This is a genomic window from Pseudomonas sp. GW460-LB5 (genome assembly GCF_059423245.1).
Genome location: NZ_JBWKXT010000012.1, coordinates 57,251 through 75,400, shown reverse-complemented (window position 1 = coordinate 75,400; position 18,150 = coordinate 57,251). Strand labels below are relative to the sequence as shown.

The following is an 18,150-nucleotide window of genomic DNA, read 5'->3' as shown; positions in this document are numbered from 1 at the left end:
CCCACGGCGCTATATCAGGTGCCGGACTTGATCCGCGTCCAGGCCCTGGTCCTGGCCCGTTCGGCATCCCGCGCAAGTGGCTTGAGGGTATACAGCTTGGCCATCGCCTCCGCAGTCGGGTACAGGTTGGGGTTGTTGCGAATCGCCGGGCTTACCTTGTCGGTCGCATCCTTGTTCGGGTTGGGGTACCCGACAAAGTCGCTGATCGGCGCAATCACCTCCGGCCGCAGCAGGTAGTTGATGAACGTATGGGCGTCTTCCGGGTTGGCCGCGTTTTTCGGAATCGCCAGCATGTCGAACCAGATCGGCGCGCCTTCCTTGGGCAGGCGCATGTCCACCACCACGTCGTTCTTCGCCTCGCGGGCGCGGTTTGCGGCCTGCGAGAAGCTGCCGCTGTAGCCCACTGCCACGCAGATGTCGCCATTGGCGATGTCTGCCATGTACTTCGAGGAATGGAAGTAGGTGATGTAGGGGCGAATCTTCAGCATCAGCGCCTCAGCCTTCTTGTAGTCGGCCGGTTTGTCACTGTTCGGTGGCAAGCCCAGGTACTGCAGGGCCAGTGGCAGAATCTCCGAAGGCGAGTCGAGCAGGGCCACGCCGCACTGCTTGAGCTTGGCAATGTTCTCTTCCTTGAAGATCAGGTCCCAGCTGTCGACCGGCGCGTTGTCGCCGAGTGCAGCCTTGACCTTGGCCGGGTTGAAGCCGATCAGCACGGTGCCGTACATGTACGGCACGGCAAACTTGTTACCCGGGTCGTTGGCCTCGATCAGTTTCATCAGCGCCGGGTCCAGGTGTTGCCAGTTCGGCAGCTTGCTGCGGTCTAGCGGCTGGAATACCCCGGCCTCGATCTGCTTGGCGAGAAACACATTGGAAGGCACCACCACGTCATAGCCGGAGTTGCCGGTGAGCAGCTTGGCCTCCAGTGCTTCGTTGGTGTCGAAGATGTCGTAGATCAGTTTGACGCCGCTGTCCTTCTGGAAGTCGGTCAAGGTCTGCGGGGTGATGTAATCGAACCAGTTATACACACGCAGGGTGCGCTGCTCGGCTTGGGCGTGCAGGGCACCGGTGAACAGGGTGGCAGCGATGAACGGGGCGAGCAGACGCTTGAGTCGGACCATTACCGGGCTCCTGGCTGGGCGCGCTGGAAGCCTTCCAGCACATTGACCGCGTTGATACCGATTTCTTCCACAGCGTAGCCGCCTTCCATCACGAACAGGGTCGGCTTGCCGAGCTGGCCGATGCGCTTGCCCATTTCCAGGTAGTCCGGGCTGTCGAGCTTGAACTGCGAGATGGGGTCGTCCTTGAAGGTGTCCACACCCAAGGAGATGACCAGCACGTCGGCGTCATAGCTGGCGATGCGCTGGCAGGCGTCTTCCAGCGCGGCGCTCCAGGCGGCCCAGCCGCTGCCGGCCGGCAAAGGGTAATTGACGTTGCAGCCCTCGCCGGCACCTTCGCCGGTTTCGTCGGCATAGCCGAGGAAGAACGGGAATTCGTCCTGCGGGTCGCCGTGGATCGAGGCGAAGAACACGTCGTCGCGGCTGTAGAAGATGTCTTGGGTGCCGTTGCCATGATGGTAGTCAACGTCGAGGATGGCGACTTTGCGCTTGCCCTGGTCGAGGAACGCCTGGGCAGCGATGGCGGCGTTGTTCAGGTAGCAGTAGCCGCCCATCACTTCACCGGCGGCGTGATGCCCTGGCGGGCGGCACAGTGCGAAGGCCGAATGGGCGCCTTGCTGGATCGCTGCCTGGGCGGTAAGGGCGACCTGGGCGGCGCTGTAGGCCGCTTGCCAGGTGCCGGCGGTGATCGGCGCACCGGCATCGAAGCTGTAGTAGCCCAGTTCACCGTGCAGGCCGGTGGGCTTTACCTGGCGCAGCGTGCGTGCAGGCCAGGTGAAAGGCAGCAGGTCGCCTTCCTGGCCCAATGCTGCCCAGCGTGCCCAGGCGCCTTCGAAGAAGTCCAGGTAATCGGCGCTGTGGACGCGCAGCAATGGCGCCCGGCCGAAGTCGGTCGGGCCCTGGATATCGCCGAGGTCGCGCTTTTTCACCTGGTCGAGTACATGGTCGGCACGCGAAGGCATTTCGAAACAGGGCATCAGCTTGCCGTCGATCAGCTCGCAGCGTCCATGGTGCAGGCGGTGGTCATCGGAATAGATCGTCAGCATTGTTGTTCTCCGGTGGGTACTGGCGTGGGTCCATTGTCATGGGCGGGTCAGTAGCGGAGAACGACGCAAGTGGCCAAAAGGGGATCGATCTGGCCAAGCTCTCTGGTCGTGCTTTCCTGTGCCGGCCTCTTCGCGGGCTTGCCCGCTCCCACAGGTATCCCAAAGTACTCGGGACTTGTGCAGTTTCTGTGGGAGCGGGCAAGCCCGCGAAGAGGCCGGTACAGGTCAACCGCGGAAGTGGCTGGGCGCCACACCACTCCAGCGCTGGAAGGCATGGCGGAAACTGGCCGTCTCGCTGAACCCCAAGGTCTCGGCAATACGGTAGATGGGCATCTGCTCATCGGCCAGCAACTGCTTGGCCCGCTCGAACCTGAGCTCGTCCAGCAGCTGTTGATAACTGCTGCCCAGCGCCTGTAGATGCCGGCGCAAGGTGCGCGACGAGCAGTTCATTTGCCGTGCCAGGCCTTCCAGCCCAGGCGCGGCATCCAGTTGCTGGGTCAGCAGCTGACGAATACGCCCCAGCCAGGCCTGGCGGCCGGTGAACTCAAGGTTCAGGCGCCGGCAGCGCTCGCTCATGGCTTTGTGGGTAATCGGGTCGGCCAGCGGCAGCGGCGTGTCCAGCCAGCGTCGTTCGAAGGCAAAGGCATTGTCTTCGGCGGCAAAACCGACCGGGCACTGGAATGCATCGGCATAGCGCACGTGGTAGCCGGGCCGAGTGTGCTCGAAACGGGCCCCCAGCAACGGCAACGGGCGGCCAAGCAGGTCATCGCAGATGACTTTCAGCGACACCAGGCAGAACTCGGCGTTGAAAGCGCTCAGTGCCGGGCTGTCGTGGTAGTCGCTGGCGCTGAACCAGACCCGCTGGCCATCGTCGAGCAAGCGCAGCTTGAAGACTGTTCCCAGCAGTGCCGGATACTGCAGCGCCAGGCGCAAGGCGTCACCCAAAGTGGCACTGGAGAGCAGGGCGTAACCCAGCATGCCGTAGCACGACACATGCATGCGCCGGCCCAGTTCCAGGCCGATGTCCTCGCGCCGGGCCACGGCGTTGGCGCACACCTGCAATTCCTGCTGGGTGGTGATGCGCGCATCCGCGTGCCCCAGGTCTGCCGGGCCAATGCCGCTGCCGGCCAGCAGCGCCGAAGCCTCGCAACCTTCTGCCTGAAAGACGTTGAGGATCAGCGAAACGGCGTTGAGGGTAGTCAGATGGCTGTGCAGCATGCTGGGTAATCCCGTGGGGCTGGGACGCATTATGGAGCAAGTTGTGTGCCGATATCCGGGCGTTCGGGCAAATCCATCAGACAAAAAAAGGCCCGAAGCATTGGCTCGGGCCTTGAAAGGTTGAGAGGTGTCTAGTCCCTTAACCTGGTGAGACTGTTTGCAGCGGTCGGGTTACGCCTTCAGCGGAACCAGACGTGGAGCGATCATGTTTTCCGGACGCAGGATGTCGTTCAGCATCTCTTCGTCCAGCAGCTTCTCTTCGCGCACCAGTTCCAGCACGCCGCGGCCGGTTTCCAGGGCAACGCGGGCGATACGGGTGGCGTTTTCGTAGCCGATGTACGGGTTCAGGGCGGTGACCAGGCCGATCGAGTGCTCAACCAGTTCACGGCAGCGCTGTTCGTTGGCAGTGATGCCGACGATGCAGTGCTCGCGCAGCATGTCCATGGCGCGTTGCAGCAGGCGGATCGAGTCGAAGATCTTGTAGGCGATCAGCGGTTCCATCACGTTCAGCTGCAGTTGGCCACCTTCGGCGGCGACGGTCAGGGCCAGGTCGTTGCCCATGATGGCGAAGGCGACTTGGTTGACGGCTTCCGGGATAACCGGGTTGACCTTGCCTGGCATGATCGAGCTGCCTGGCTGACGCGCTGGCAGGTTGATTTCGTTGATGCCGGTGCGAGGGCCGCTGGACAGCAGGCGCAGGTCGTTGCAGATCTTCGACAGCTTGACGGCAGTACGCTTGAGCATGCCGGAGAACAGCACGAAGGCGCCCATGTCGGAGGTGGCTTCGATCAGGTCGGCAGCCGGTACCAGCGGCTGACCGCTGATGATTGCCAGGCGTTGCACCGCGAGCATCTGGTAGCCCGGGTCGGCGTTGATGCCGGTACCGATGGCAGTACCACCCAGGTTGATTTCGGTCAGCAGCTCAGGCGCCAGCGAACGCAGACGGTTGAGGTCTTCGGTCATGGTGGTGGCGAAGGCGCGGAATTCCTGGCCCAGGGTCATCGGCACGGCGTCCTGCAGCTGGGTACGGCCCATCTTCAGTACGTGGTCGAACTCTTTACCTTTGGCTGCGAAGGCCTGAATCAGGCTGTCGAGGCTGGCCAGCAGGGCATCGTGACCCAGCAGCAGGCCCAGACGGATAGCGGTCGGGTAGGCGTCGTTGGTCGACTGCGCCATGTTCACATCGTTGTTCGGGTGCAGGTACTGGTACTCACCCTTCTGGTGACCCATGGCCTCCAGCGCGATGTTGGCGATGACTTCGTTGGCGTTCATGTTGGTAGAAGTACCAGCACCGCCTTGAATCATGTCTACCACGAACTGTTCGTGGTAGTCGCCCTTGATCAGTCGTGCGCAGGCTGCGCTGATCGCAGCGTGCTTGGCATCGCTCAGGTGCCCCAGCTCACGGTTCGCGTCAGCAGCTGCCTGCTTGACCATCGCCAGGCCGACTACCAGTTTCGGGTAGTGCGACAGTGGAACGCCGGAGAGGTGGAAGTTGTTGGCAGCGCGCAGTGTCTGGATGCCGTAGTAGGCATCAGCAGGAACTTCAAGGGTACCCAACAGATCTTTTTCGACGCGGAACGATGCAGCGGAGGACATGATGTATATCATCTCGATGTTGACCCGGCACATGCCGGAATGGCGCCAATCCTAGGCCTTAAGGTGATTTTGCGGCCAATGCTGTTGCACGCTAACCTATGCACAAACGGCATAGTGTTTCATGTGACGCCAATTGACATTCGAGCGTGTTCCATTTTGGTGCACGCCGGGAGATGTGCTTCGTGAACCTTGAAAGCAAATGGCTGGAAGATTTCAGCGCACTCGCCGCTACCCGCAGTTTTTCACAGGCGGCAGAGCGGCGTTTTGTCACCCAACCGGCCTTCAGCCGGCGCATTCGCAGCCTGGAAGCGGCATTGGGCCTGCAACTGGTGAACCGTTCCCGCACGCCCATCGAACTGACTGAAGCCGGCCAGCTGTTTCTGGTCACGGCACGCACGGTTGTCGACCAGTTGAGCGAAATTCTGCGCCATTTGCATCATCTTGAGGGCGGGCAGGGCGAGGTGGTGCAGGTGGCTGCGGCACACTCCCTGGCGTCGGGTTTTTTCCCCCGTTGGGTTGCCCAGTTGCGCAACGACGGTTTGAACATCGCCACTCGCCTGGTTGCGACTAACGTCGGAGATGCCGTGCATGCATTACGCGAAGGTGGCTGCGACCTGATGCTGGCTTTCTATGACCCGGACGCGGCCCTGCAGATGGATGCCGAGATCTTCCCCTCACTGCACATGGGCACCACCGAAATGTTGCCGGTGTGTGCCGTGGATGCCGAGGGCAAGCCGTTGTTCGACCTGGAAGGTGAGGGCAGTGTGCCGTTGCTGGCCTATACCGCTGGCGCATTTCTGGGCCGCTCGGTCAATTTGCTGCTGCGCCAGCGCAACCTGCGCTATACCACCGTCTATGAAACCGCCATGGCCGACAGCCTCAAGAGCATGGCGCTGGAGGGTATGGGTATCGCCTGGGTACCGCGCCTGTCGATGCGTGGCGAGCTGGAGCGCGGCGAACTGGCCGTCTGCGGCGGCAGCCAGTGGCATGTGCCACTGGAAATACGCCTGTACCGCTGCGCCCTGGTGCGCAAGGCCAACGTCAGGCTGTTGTGGCGCAAGCTCGAGGGTGCGGCGGCGGTTGACCCAAAAGTCAGCCAAAGCCCCGAAAAATAAGGCCCGACAGTTGGTCGCCGGGGTGCCTTAAACGCACCACCTTACGGTATACTGCGCGGCCTTTCGACCGGATGCGTCCGGTCCTGATCAGCAAACAAGCCACGCCGGTCGTCCCGCGTGGCTTGTTGTTTTTTGACGCGCCCGCGGGCGCACAAGCGAAGAGGCTCGACGATGAGTGCACTGGTTGGCGTGATCATGGGCTCCAAGTCCGATTGGTCCACCCTTAGCCACACCGCCGATATGCTGGAAAAACTCGGCATTCCTTACGAAGTGAAGGTGGTTTCTGCCCACCGCACCCCGGATCTGCTGTTCCAGTATGCCGAGGAGGCCGAAGGCCGCGGCATCGAGGTGATCATCGCCGGTGCCGGTGGCGCAGCCCACCTGCCAGGCATGTGCGCCGCCAAGACCCACCTGCCAGTGCTGGGTGTGCCGGTGCAGTCGTCGATGCTGTCGGGCGTCGATTCGCTGCTGTCGATCGTGCAGATGCCAGCCGGCGTGCCGGTTGCCACGCTGGCCATCGGCCGCGCCGGTGCGATCAACGCTGCGCTGCTGTCGGCCAGCATCCTGGGCGCCAAGTACCCGCAGTACCACGCGGCACTGAAGCAGTTCCGTACGGAACAGACCGACACTGTGCTGGACAACCCAGACCCGCGCCAGGCTTGAGGCTCAACCCATGAAGATCGGTGTAATCGGTGGCGGCCAGCTGGGCCGCATGCTGGCCCTGGCGGGTACCCCGCTGGGCATGAACTTCGCCTTCCTCGACCCGGCACCGGACGCCTGTGCCGCGCCGTTGGGCGAGCATCTACGTGCCGACTATGGCGACCAGGACCACCTGCGCCAGCTGGCCGACGAAGTCGACCTGGTCACCTTCGAGTTCGAAAGCGTACCGGCCGAGACCGTGGCTTTCCTCTCGCAGTTCGTGCCGGTCTACCCCAGTGCCGAAGCGCTGCGCATCGCCCGTGACCGCTTGTTCGAAAAGAGCATGTTCCGCGACCTGGGTATTCCTACCCCGGCCTTCGCCGACATCCTTTCCCAGGCAGACCTGGACGCCGCAGTGGCCAGCATCGGCCTGCCTGCCGTGCTGAAAACTCGCACCCTGGGCTACGACGGCAAGGGTCAGAAGGTGCTGCGCACGCCAGAAGACGTGGCAGGCACCTTCGTCGAGCTGGGTAGCGTGCCGTGCCTGCTGGAAGGCTTCGTGCCGTTCACTGGCGAAGTGTCGCTGGTGGCCGTGCGTGCCCGTGATGGCGAAACCCGCTTCTACCCGCTGGTGCACAACACCCACGAAAGCGGCATCCTGCGCCTGTCGGTGGCCAGCCAGGCGCACCCGCTGCAGGCATTGGCCGAAGACTACGTTGGTCGTGTGCTGCAGAAGCTGGACTACGTTGGCGTCATGGCCTTCGAGTTCTTCGAAGTTGACGGTGGCCTGAAGGCCAACGAAATCGCCCCGCGCGTGCACAACTCCGGGCACTGGACCATCGAAGGCGCCGAGTGCAGCCAGTTCGAGAACCACCTGCGAGCCGTCGCTGGCCTGCCGCTGGGCTCGACGGCCAAGGTGGGCGAGAGCGCAATGCTCAACTTCATCGGTGAAGTGCCGGCCGTGGACAAGGTCGTCGCCATCGGCGACTGCCACCTGCACCACTACGGCAAGGCCTTCAAGGTCGGCCGCAAGGTTGGCCACGCCACGTTGCGCTGCCATGACATGGCCACCCTTGAGCGCAAGATTGCCGAAGTAGAGGCTCTGATCAGCAACTGATCGGGCTACAAATCGAACTTCTGCAAGCGGCTTGCCCTCTGAACATGGCAACAAGCCAAAGCCCGTCTAGGCTTTGGCTTGCTCCATATTCACTGCAGAGGGATTGCCATGGGCATCATTGGAACCATTTTTATCGGCCTCATCGTCGGCCTGCTGGCCCGCTTCATCAAGCCGGGCGACGACAGCATGGGCTGGATCATGACCATCCTGCTGGGTATTGCCGGCTCCTTGCTGGCGACCTATGGCGGCCAGGCACTGGGCATCTACCAGGCCGGTCAGGCGGCGGGCTTCTTTGGCGCGCTGGTCGGTGCCGTGGTCCTTCTGGTGATCTACGGATTCATCAAGAAACGCTGAATACTGGTTAGAATGCCCGGCAATTCATTCGAGTTGCCGAGCATTGCCATGCGAGCCTTTTTTCTCGTCCCCCTGTTGTTGGCCAGTACCCTGGCCCATGCCGAACTGCCTGAAACCGACTGGCTGGAGCTTATGCCCAAGTCGGACCAGAAAGCGCTCGAGCAAATGCCCGAAATCGATCACAACTCGCCGGAAGCCATGGGCACCTTTACCGACAAGGGTGGGCTCAAGCAGAGCAAGGGCCTGCCAGCGGTGATGTATTCGACCAAGACCGTGGCTGCCATGAACGGCAAGGACATTCGCCTGGGTGGCTACCCGGTGCCGCTGGAAAGCGATGCCAAGGGCAACAGCACGCTGTTCTTCCTGGTGCCGTACCCGGGCGCGTGCATCCATGTGCCGCCACCGCCGCCGAACCAGCTGGTGCTGGTGCGCTACCCGAAAGGGTTGAAGATCGATGACATCTACACACCGCTGTGGGTCAGCGGCAAGCTGAAGGTGGAAAAGGTCAGCAATGACCTGGCCGATGCGGCCTATGCGCTGGATGCGGGGAAGGTGAGGGTGGTGGAAGACGCAGACCTCTGATACCTGGCCCGGCCTCTTCGCGGGCAAGCCCGCGAAGAGGCCGGCAAAAACATTGCAGGCCTCAGATCATTTCACAACCGATCTGTACACCCAGCGAATGACTCGCCCCAGGCTTCAATTCCACCAGATCATTCCACACATTCGCTGTCTCGATGCACAGCATCCGCTGCCAGCCATCATCAGCCATGTCCGCCAGCTCCTTGGCCCGCTCGGTCCAGGGGTTCCAGATCACCGCCGAGCGCGAGCCACTGCTGGTCAAGGTAATCCGCCGGTTCCAGTGCGGGTCGACAATGCTCAGGGTCTGTGGGGTAGCGAGGTAGATCCGGTCAGTTTCCCCGGCAAACGCCAGTGCGCCCTGCTGCTCCCGCTGTTCCCAGTCGGCAAGGGTTTCGATATAGCCCAGGCCCTCGACGCCTTCGACCCGCGCCTGGCGCACATCGCTGACCGCGAAGTAGCTGTGCAAGGCCTGGCTGATGGTAACGGGGGTATTGCCCATATTGCGGCTGGTCAGGTTCAGCTTTAGCGCCTCATCCAGCTCCACCACCAGCTTCAGCTCGACTTCATGAGGCCAGCCGGGTAGATCGCCCTGCGCTTCAGGCAATTGGAATTCAATGCGCAGGCCGTTGCCCGCTTCCTCGATACCCAGCAGCTGCCAGTCACGCGAGCGCGCAAGCCCGTGAGCAGGCGCCTGCTCGCCGTGGTACATGGCCTGAACGGCCTGGGGGTTGCGCTGCAGGTTGCCGAACCACGGCCAGCACACCGGCACACCGGCGCGTACCGACTTGCCGTGGCGGAAGATGGCCTGGTCGCTCAGCCACAGCAGCGGCGGCTCGCCGACCCGCTGGTAGCTGAGGATCTGTGCGCCCTGCTGGGCGATCAGGAGTTCGGCGCGATCGCTGCTGATACGCCAGCAATTGAGTTCGCCATGTTGCTCGGTTACGACCTGAAAGGTAGCCATTGCGTTCATCTCATTGATAGCCAGTGGGCCTTGGACCCGGGCACATGCAATGAGTTTACCGCCCGCGTGGCTCAGCGACGAGGCACGGAACGGGTGCGGCCACTGCCGTCGATGGCGACGAAGACGAATGCCGCTTCGGTAACCTTGCGCCATTCACTGGACAGCGGGTCGTCGCTCCACACTTCGACCATCATCTGAATCGAGCTGCGGCCGATTTCCAGGGTCTGGGTATAGAACGACAGCTGTGCGCCCACTGCAACGGGTACCAGGAAGGCCATGCGTTCAATGGCCACGGTCGCCACGCGGCCACCGGCGACGCGGCTGGCCATGGCGGTGCCGGCCAAGTCCATCTGGGCAACCAGCCAGCCGCCGAAGATGTCGCCAAACCCGTTGGTTTCGCGCGGGAGTGCGGTGATTTGCAAGGCCAGGTCGCCTTGCGGGATTGGATCTTCTTGTTCGAGCTCAATCATGCGATGGGGCCTCTGACCCGTGACGCTTTTCGTTGGTGTGGCGCGAAGGCCGGGTAAACGATTCAGCTTGAAACATACTACGCCGATTTCGTTTCACTGGACGGCCGTAGGGAAACTCTGCGAAACCGTCTGACATAAAGACCGGCGTTTTCGCACAACATCCCACGCGGGCAACAACCTTTTCCTACGAATCAGCAGTATATAGGGCATAACTGCCAGCGACGACCGCGCATTCATGAATATCTGTATGGATTTTGTATCGCTTTCGGCGCGGCTCGGCAATTTGCTATCTTCGCCTGTCTCCCAATCCAGAAGCCGCGTGCCAAGCGGCCTGCATGCCCTACAAGAGAACAACGATCGATGACTTCCGTGCCGAGCAGTATCGAGCAGCCTCCGCGGCCGCTGACCCGCAGTGACTACAAAACACTCTCGCTGTCCGCCCTGGGTGGCGCACTGGAGTTCTACGACTTCATCATCTTCGTGTTCTTCGCCACGGTGGTTGGCAAGCTGTTCTTCCCGGCCGACATGCCCGAGTGGCTGCGCCTGATGCAAACGTTCGGCATCTTCGCCGCTGGCTACCTGGCGCGGCCGCTGGGGGGCATCATCATGGCCCACTTTGGTGACCTGCTTGGACGCAAGAAGATGTTTACCCTGAGCATCTTCATGATGGCCCTGCCGACCCTGATCATGGGCCTGCTGCCAACATACGCACAAATCGGCATGTGGGCGCCGATCCTGCTGCTGCTGATGCGGGTGATCCAGGGCGCGGCGATTGGTGGCGAGGTGCCGGGCGCCTGGGTGTTCGTCTCTGAGCACGTACCGGCGCGCAACACCGGCTACGCATGCGGTACCCTGACCGCAGGCCTGACGGCGGGCATTCTGCTGGGCTCGCTGGTGGCGACCTTGATCAACAGCGTGTACAGCGCCGACGAAGTGGCCGATTACGCCTGGCGTATCCCGTTCCTGCTCGGCGGTGTGTTCGGCCTGTTCTCGGTGTACCTGCGCCGCTGGCTGCACGAAACCCCGGTGTTTGCCGAAATGCAGCAACGCAAGGCGCTGGCCGAGGAGCTGCCGCTGCGCGCCGTGCTGCGCGACCACCGCGGCCCGATCATCCTGTCGATGCTGCTGACCTGGATGCTGTCGGCCGGTATCGTGGTGGTTATCCTGATGACCCCTGCGCTGCTGCAGAGCTTCTACCACATCAGCCCGATCGACTCGCTCAAGGCCAACAGCATGGCCATCGTGCTGCTCAGCTTTGGCTGCATCGGCGCCGGCAGCCTGGCCGACCGCTTTGGGGCGGGCCGGGTGTTCGTGATCGGCAGCCTGCTGCTGCTGGCCAGTTCCTGGACCTTCTACCATAGCCTGCCAACCCGGCCCGAGCTGCTGTTCCCGCTGTATGCGCTGACCGGCCTGTGCGTGGGTGTGATCGGCGCGGTGCCTTATGTGATGGTCAAGGCATTCCCGGCGGCGGTGCGCTTCAGTGGGCTGTCGTTCTCGTACAACGTGGCCTACGCGATTTTCGGTGGCTTGACGCCAATGGTGGTGACCGCGCTGCTGAAAGTAAGCCCGATGGCGCCTGCCTATTATGTAGCAGGCCTGTGCGCCGTGGGTCTGGCCGTAGGCCTGTACCTGCTCGCCAACAAGCGCTGATCTGTTTCGGGGCTGCTGGCCTCTTCGCGGGCACGCCCGCTCCCACAGGGCTCAGCACAACCCCTGTGGGAGCGGGCGTGCCCGCGAAGAGGCCAGACCTGCTATCAGTGATGGCCTTTCATCCAATTGTCACAATGAAGTCATATCGTGTTCATGCGGCCTGCCGATACTTGGGCCCGTTCCATCCAACACCCCAATATTCCTGCTAGGAGCAAGGCATGAAACTGAAGCGTTTGATGGCGGCCCTTACCTTTGCCGCCGCTGGCGTTGCAACCGCCAACGCGGTAGCCGCTGTCGATCCTGCAATCCCGACCTACACCAAAACCACCGGTGTTTCGGGCAACCTCTCCAGCGTCGGTTCCGATACCCTCGCGAACCTTATGACCCTGTGGGCCGAGGCCTACAAGAAGGAATATCCGAACGTAAACATCCAGATCCAGGCTGCCGGCTCTTCCACCGCGCCACCCGCGTTGACCGAAGGCACCGCCAACCTCGGCCCGATGAGCCGCAAGATGAAGGACGTCGAGCTGCAGGCCTTCGAGCAGAAGTACGGCTACAAGCCTACCGCCATCCCGGTTGCCGTCGACGCCCTGGCCGTGTTCGTGCACAAGGACAACCCGATCAAAGGCCTGACCATGGCCCAGGTCGACGCCATCTTCTCCTCCACCCGCCTGTGCGGTGGCAAGGCTGATATCAAGACCTGGGGCGACGTTGGTGTGACCGGTGACCTGGCCAACAAGCCAATCCAGCTGTTCGGCCGCAACTCGGTATCGGGCACCTACGGTTACTTCAAGGAAGAAGCCCTGTGCAAAGGCGACTTCAAGCCTAACGTGAACGAACAGCCTGGCTCGGCGTCGGTCGTGCAGTCGATCAGCTCCTCGCTGAACGGCATCGGCTACTCGGGTATCGGCTACAAGACCGCCAGCGTCAAGACCGTAGCCCTGGCCAAGAAAGAAGGCGGCGAGTTCGTTGAAGACAACGAAGCCAATGCCCTGAACGGCACCTACCCGCTGTCGCGCTTCCTGTACGTGTACGTCAACAAGGCCCCGAACAAGCCTTTGGCGCCGCTGGAAGCCGAGTTCGTCAAGCTGGTACTGTCGCAAGCTGGCCAGCAGGTCGTGGTGAAAGATGGCTACATCCCGCTGCCGGCCAAAGTCGTCGACAAGACCCTGGCTGACCTGGGCCTGTCCCACGCCGGTAACGTCGCAAAGAAGTAAGTAACTGAAGAGGGGGCCGGTGCTGATGCCCGGCCTCTTCCACGAATTTCCAGTCCGAAGCCAGGTTCACTGTGCGGCGGGCTTTCGCGCGTCACCACTTTGTAATGTTTTTGTCACACGGGACCGCTAGGGTGTGCGCATGAATGATCTGGCCAATTCCAACATGACCCAAAACTCCCAGCCCGTGCGCATTGATTTCAATACGCCCGAGCTGCAACGCAAGCGCCGCATGCGTGCGCTCAAGGACCGCCTGACCCGCTGGTACGTCCTGGTGGGCGGGCTTGCCGTGTTGGCGGCAATCACCCTGATCTTCTTCTACCTGGCCTATGTGGTGTTGCCACTGTTCCAGGGCGCCGAGCTCACCAGCAAAAAAGCCCTGGAGCCTACCTGGCTGCAACAGGATGCCGGTAAGCCGCTGCTGATCGCGCTTGAAGAACAGAACCTGGTGGGGATGCGAGTTTCGGACAAGGGCCAGGCACTGTTCTTCGATACCAAGACCGGTAACGAGCTCAAGCGGGTCGATCTGCCAGTGCCGGCAGACACCCAGGTCACCTCGATCAGTACCGACCAGCCGGGCAGCCCGTTGGTGGTGCTGGGTTTGTCCAATGGTCAGGCGCTGGTGTTCCACCACACCTACAAGATCACCTACCCGGACAACAAGAAAACCATCACCCCCGGCATCGACTACCCGTACGGTGAGCAGCCGTTCGTGCTCGACGAACAGGGCCGTGCGCTGGAACACGTCAACGTCAACGTCAATGGCGACACCCTGGTACTGGCCGGGTCTACCGGCGCGCACCTGCAGGTGGTGCAGCTGACGCGCACCGAAAACATGATGACCGAAGAGGTCACCACCGAGCAGAACCGTATCGTGCTGCCGCAGATGACCGAAGCGGTGAAGAACATCTTCATCGACCCGCGTCAGCAGTGGCTCTACGTGATCAACGGCCGCGCCACCGCCGACGTGTTCAGCCTGCGTGACAAGAGCCTCAACGGCCGCTACAAACTGGCCGAAAGCGCTGACACTGAAATTACCGCCAGCGCCCAGTTGGTCGGCGGCATTTCGCTGATCATTGGTGATTCCAAAGGTGGCCTGGCCCAATGGTTCATGGCCCGTGACCCGGACGGCGAATCGCGCTTCAAGCAGATCCGTACCTTCCAGATGGGCAAGGCCCCGGTGGTGCAGATCGACGCCGAAGAGCGCCGCAAAGGCTTCATCGCCCTGGACGCCGACGGCAAGCTGGGCGTGTTCCACAGCACGGCGCACCGCACCCTGCTGGTGGAGCCTGCTGCCGAAGGCCCGGGCACCTTGGCCCTGTCGCCGCGCGCCAACCGTATCATCATCGAAGAGGGCGGCAAGCTGCTGCCGCTGAGCCTGCGCAACCCGCACCCTGAAGTTTCCTTCAGCGCACTGTGGGGCAAGGTGTGGTACGAGAACTACGACGAGCCGAAATACGTCTGGCAATCGACTGCTTCCAATACCGACTTCGAGCCCAAGCTGAGCCTCTCGCCGCTGACCTTCGGTACGCTGAAGGCCGCGTTCTACGCGATGATCCTGGCCGCCCCGCTGGCCATTGCCGCCGCCATCTACACCGCCTACTTCATGGCCCCGGGCATGCGCCGCAAGGTCAAACCGGTGATCGAGCTGATGGAAGCCATGCCGACGGTAATCCTCGGCTTCTTCGCCGGCCTGTTCCTGGCGCCGTACCTCGAAGGCCACCTGCCTGGCGTGTTCAGCCTGTTCCTGCTGATGCCGTTCGGCATCCTGCTGGCCGGCTTCACCTGGAGCCGCCTGCCAGAGTCGATCCGCCTGCGTGTGCCGGATGGTTGGGAAGCTGCGATCCTGATACCGGTCATCCTGTTCACCGGCTGGTTCGCCCTGACCATGAGCCCGCACCTGGAAAACTGGTTCTTCGGCGGTGACATGCGCCTGTGGATCACCAACGACCTGGGCATCACCTACGACCAGCGCAACGCCCTGGTAGTGGGTATCGCCATGGGCTTTGCGGTCATCCCGAACATCTACTCCATTGCCGAGGATGCCGTATTCAGCGTGCCGCGCAGCCTGACCCTGGGCTCTTTGGCCCTGGGTGCGACGCCTTGGCAGACCCTGACCCGCGTGGTCATCCTCACCGCCAGCCCGGGTATCTTCTCGGCGCTGATGATCGGCATGGGCCGTGCGGTGGGTGAGACCATGATCGTGCTGATGGCCACCGGCAACACCCCGGTGATGGAGATGAACCTGTTCGAGGGCATGCGCACCCTGGCCGCCAACGTGGCCGTGGAAATGCCGGAATCGGAAGTCGGTGGCAGCCACTATCGCGTGCTGTTCCTGGCCGCCCTGGTGCTGCTGATGTTCACGTTCGTCATGAACACCTTGGCCGAGCTGATTCGCCAGCGTCTGCGCAAGAAATACTCGTCGCTTTGATAGAAAGGTAGCGATCCGTGAAAAAGGATTCCCTCAAAGGCTGGTTCAAGAGCGGCGCCCCTGGCGTCTGGATGAGCGGCGGCGCCGTGGCCATGGCGGTGATCATGACCGTCGGCCTGCTGGCGGTGATTGCCGTGCGCGGCTTGGGCCACTTCTGGCCGGCCGATCTTGTCCAGGCCACCTACAAGGTGCCGGGCCAGGCTGACCATGTCGTCATCGGCGAAGTGGTGCAAAAGGAAGAGGTACCCCGTGCCCGCCTGAAGGGGGCCGGCCTGCCGGTACCGGACCAGGGCCCGGAGTTCATGACCCGCGAGCTGATAAAGGTGGGTAACCGCGACCTCAACGGCAGCGACTTCACCTGGGTGGTCGGCGACTGGCTGGTCGATGAACAGCGCCCGGCCGACCTGATCGCCCTGGAGCGCCGCGAGTGGGGCAACTTCTATGGCTACCTGGTCAGCGTCAAGGAAGAGGGCCGCGTAGTTGCCGAAGGCCCTGCTGCGTGGAACGAACTGCAGGCCCGCCTAAAGCGCGCCAACCAGCTCAACGGTGAGCTGCAGCAGTTGGAGAAGAAGGACATCGGTGCCATCAACCATGGCCTTGAGCGCCTGCGCCTGCAGGCCCGCAAGCTGGAACTGGACGGCAAGCTGGACGCCGCCGCCCAGGCCGACATGGACGCCGACCGCGCCGAGCTGAACAGCCGCTACAAAGCCATCGAAGACCGCTTGAGCGGCCTGCACCAGGCGTTCGCCCGCGACAGCCTGGTGGCCCGCGACGCCAACGGCCGTGAAGTGGAGATCAACCTGAGCAAGGTGGTGCACGCCATCCAGCCGAACGGCATGTCCGGTTTCAACAAGCTGGGTACTTACTTTGCCAAAGTCTGGGAGTTCCTCAGCGATGACCCGCGTGAGGCCAACACCGAAGGCGGTATCTTCCCGGCCATTTTCGGTACCGTGATGATGACCCTGATCATGGCCGTAATCGTCACCCCGTTCGGCGTGCTGGCTGCTGTGTACCTGCGCGAATACGCACGGCAAGGCCCGGTGACCCGCCTGATCCGTATTGCAGTGAACAACCTGGCTGGCGTGCCGGCGATCGTCTACGGTGTGTTCGGCCTGGGCTTCTTCGTCTACGTGCTGGGTGGCTCGATAGACCGCTTGTTCTTCCCCGAAGCACTGCCGGCGCCGACCTTGGGTACCCCCGGCCTGCTGTGGGCATCGTTGACCCTGGCACTGCTGGCTGTTCCGGTGGTGATCGTGGCCACCGAAGAAGGTTTGGCACGTATTCCGCGTACCGTGCGCGAGGGCTCGCTGGCCTTGGGCGCGACCAAGGCCGAGACGCTGTGGAAGATCGTCTTGCCCATGGCAAGCCCGGCCATGATGACCGGCATGATCCTCGCCGTGGCCCGCGCTGCCGGTGAAGTGGCGCCGCTGATGCTGGTGGGTGTGGTGAAGCTGGCGCCGTCGCTGCCAGTGGACGGGAACTACCCCTACCTGCACCTGGACCAGAAGATCATGCACTTGGGCTTCCACATCTATGACGTCGGCTTCCAGAGCCCGAACGTCGAGGCCGCGCGGCCGCTGGTGTACGCCACGGCACTGTTGCTGGTGCTGGTGATCGCTTCCCTCAACCTGTCGGCCGTGTGGATCCGCAACCACCTGCGCGAGAAGTACAAGGCGCTGGACAGCTGAGCCTGATTGCAAGCGTGCCCCCGGTGAGCCGGGCGGCCCTTTGAAACGAATTGACAGCGTATGGAGTTGACCATGCAGCAAGATTCTCATACCCACGGCATCGACATGTCTGCCCTGGGCCGCAACAAGCAGAGCCTGCACCTGGCCGAAGAAACCGTGGCCATCGAAGTGCCGGGCCTGAGCCTGTTCTACGGCGACAAGCAGGCGCTGTTCGACGTCAGCATGAACATTCCCAAGCAGCGCGTAACCGCCTTCATCGGCCCCTCCGGCTGCGGCAAGTCGACCCTGCTGCGCACCTTCAACCGGATGAACGACCTGGTTGATGGCTGCCGTGTGGAAGGCGCCATCAACCTGTACGGCAACAACATCTACCGCAAGGGCGAAGACGTGGCCGAGCTGCGCCGCCGTGTGGGCATGGTGTTCCAGAAGCCCAACCCGTTCCCCAAGACCATCTACGAGAACGTGGTCTACGGCCTGCGTATCCAGGGCATCAACAAAAAGCGTGTGCTTGACGAAGCCGTGGAGTGGGCGCTCAAGGGAGCGGCCCTGTGGGACGAGGTCAAGGACCGCCTGCACGAGTCGGCGCTAGGCCTTTCCGGTGGCCAGCAGCAGCGTCTGGTCATCGCCCGCACCATTGCCGTAGAGCCGGAAGTGCTGTTGCTCGACGAACCGTGCTCGGCACTGGACCCGATCTCGACCCTGAAGGTCGAAGAACTGATCTACGAATTGAAAGCCAAGTACACCATCGTCATCGTGACCCACAACATGCAGCAGGCGGCCCGGGTTTCGGACTACACCGCATTCATGTACATGGGCAAACTGGTCGAATTCGGTGACACCGATACCCTGTTCACCAACCCGGCGAAGAAGCAGACCGAAGACTACATCACCGGTCGCTACGGCTAGCAGCCACGCGGCCCGCTCCCACAGGGAATGACACGAACTACTTGAAGCTTG

16 protein-coding genes are annotated in these 18,150 nt (G+C 62.3%); 10 read left to right on the top strand and 6 right to left on the bottom strand.

Annotation, left to right across the window (positions count from 1 at the left end):
- Window positions 1-14: 14 nt before the first annotated feature.
- From AC07XM_RS10095 to aspA, 4 genes are all read right to left on the bottom strand, one after another.
- Window positions 15-1,118 (bottom strand): polyamine ABC transporter substrate-binding protein, encoded by a 1,104-nt coding sequence (locus AC07XM_RS10095; RefSeq protein WP_016489861.1) that lies wholly within the window; start codon window positions 1,116-1,118, stop codon window positions 15-17.
- On the bottom strand, window positions 1,118-2,161 hold the full coding sequence (locus AC07XM_RS10090) for a histone deacetylase family protein (RefSeq protein WP_102688998.1): 1,044 nt from the start codon (window positions 2,159-2,161) through the stop codon (window positions 1,118-1,120). Before AC07XM_RS10090 ends, AC07XM_RS10095 begins: the two co-directional genes overlap by 1 nt.
- A 225-nt stretch (window positions 2,162-2,386) precedes the next feature.
- The gene (locus tag AC07XM_RS10085) at window positions 2,387-3,379 is read right to left on the bottom strand and encodes an AraC family transcriptional regulator (RefSeq protein ID WP_095116253.1); all 993 of its coding nucleotides are present in this window, start codon (window positions 3,377-3,379) and stop codon (window positions 2,387-2,389) included.
- Window positions 3,380-3,550: 171 nt separating this feature from the next.
- Entirely contained in the window at window positions 3,551-4,975 is a 1,425-nt protein-coding gene (aspA, locus tag AC07XM_RS10080) for an aspartate ammonia-lyase (protein WP_024717848.1), read from the bottom strand.
- 182 nt (window positions 4,976-5,157) lie between these two features.
- Between aspA and AC07XM_RS10075 the strand changes: the two genes are divergently transcribed.
- The 5 genes from AC07XM_RS10075 to AC07XM_RS10055 all read left to right on the top strand — a co-directional run bounded on the left by AC07XM_RS10075 (window position 5,158) and on the right by AC07XM_RS10055 (window position 8,782).
- Window positions 5,158-6,090, top strand: coding sequence for a LysR substrate-binding domain-containing protein (locus AC07XM_RS10075; protein ID WP_161775561.1), 933 nt, complete (start codon window positions 5,158-5,160; stop codon window positions 6,088-6,090).
- 171 nt (window positions 6,091-6,261) lie between these two features.
- Complete coding sequence (gene purE / locus AC07XM_RS10070) at window positions 6,262-6,753, top strand: 5-(carboxyamino)imidazole ribonucleotide mutase (protein WP_016489856.1); 492 nt, start codon at window positions 6,262-6,264, stop codon at window positions 6,751-6,753.
- Between the two features lie 10 nt (window positions 6,754-6,763).
- A complete protein-coding gene (locus tag AC07XM_RS10065) occupies window positions 6,764-7,846 on the top strand; it encodes a 5-(carboxyamino)imidazole ribonucleotide synthase (protein WP_060519719.1) in 1,083 nt (360 codons plus the stop codon).
- Window positions 7,847-7,954: 108 nt separating this feature from the next.
- A complete protein-coding gene (locus tag AC07XM_RS10060; protein WP_010955824.1) occupies window positions 7,955-8,200 on the top strand; it encodes a GlsB/YeaQ/YmgE family stress response membrane protein in 246 nt (81 codons plus the stop codon).
- Window positions 8,201-8,248: 48 nt separating this feature from the next.
- Window positions 8,249-8,782, top strand: coding sequence for a DUF3299 domain-containing protein (locus AC07XM_RS10055; RefSeq protein ID WP_161775560.1), 534 nt, complete (start codon window positions 8,249-8,251; stop codon window positions 8,780-8,782).
- Between the two features lie 61 nt (window positions 8,783-8,843).
- Here AC07XM_RS10055 and AC07XM_RS10050 read toward each other — a convergent pair whose 3' ends face one another.
- Together AC07XM_RS10050 and AC07XM_RS10045 are read right to left on the bottom strand one after the other, a co-directional pair.
- On the bottom strand, window positions 8,844-9,740 hold the full coding sequence (locus tag AC07XM_RS10050) for a D-hexose-6-phosphate mutarotase (protein WP_016489853.1): 897 nt from the start codon (window positions 9,738-9,740) through the stop codon (window positions 8,844-8,846).
- Between the two features lie 71 nt (window positions 9,741-9,811).
- On the bottom strand, window positions 9,812-10,210 hold the full coding sequence (locus tag AC07XM_RS10045; protein ID WP_016489852.1) for an acyl-CoA thioesterase: 399 nt from the start codon (window positions 10,208-10,210) through the stop codon (window positions 9,812-9,814).
- A 360-nt stretch (window positions 10,211-10,570) separates the two neighbouring features.
- On the opposite strand from AC07XM_RS10045, the gene AC07XM_RS10040 reads away from it, so the two are divergent.
- The 5 genes from AC07XM_RS10040 to pstB all read left to right on the top strand — a co-directional run bounded on the left by AC07XM_RS10040 (window position 10,571) and on the right by pstB (window position 18,099).
- Window positions 10,571-11,860 carry an MFS transporter gene (locus AC07XM_RS10040; RefSeq protein WP_060519715.1) on the top strand — a complete coding sequence of 430 codons (1,290 nt, stop codon included), beginning with the start codon at window positions 10,571-10,573 and terminating at the stop codon, window positions 11,858-11,860.
- Between the two features lie 218 nt (window positions 11,861-12,078).
- Window positions 12,079-13,077, top strand: coding sequence for a phosphate ABC transporter substrate-binding protein PstS (locus AC07XM_RS10035; protein ID WP_016489850.1), 999 nt, complete (start codon window positions 12,079-12,081; stop codon window positions 13,075-13,077).
- 139 nt (window positions 13,078-13,216) lie between these two features.
- Entirely contained in the window at window positions 13,217-15,505 is a 2,289-nt protein-coding gene (locus tag AC07XM_RS10030) for an ABC transporter permease subunit (RefSeq protein ID WP_095116248.1), read from the top strand.
- 71 nt (window positions 15,506-15,576) lie between these two features.
- A complete protein-coding gene (gene pstA / locus AC07XM_RS10025; protein WP_172455922.1) occupies window positions 15,577-17,193 on the top strand; it encodes a phosphate ABC transporter permease PstA in 1,617 nt (538 codons plus the stop codon).
- A 72-nt stretch (window positions 17,194-17,265) separates the two neighbouring features.
- Complete coding sequence (gene pstB, locus AC07XM_RS10020) at window positions 17,266-18,099, top strand: phosphate ABC transporter ATP-binding protein PstB (protein WP_016489847.1); 834 nt, start codon at window positions 17,266-17,268, stop codon at window positions 18,097-18,099.
- The last annotated feature ends 51 nt before the right edge of the window (window positions 18,100-18,150 follow it).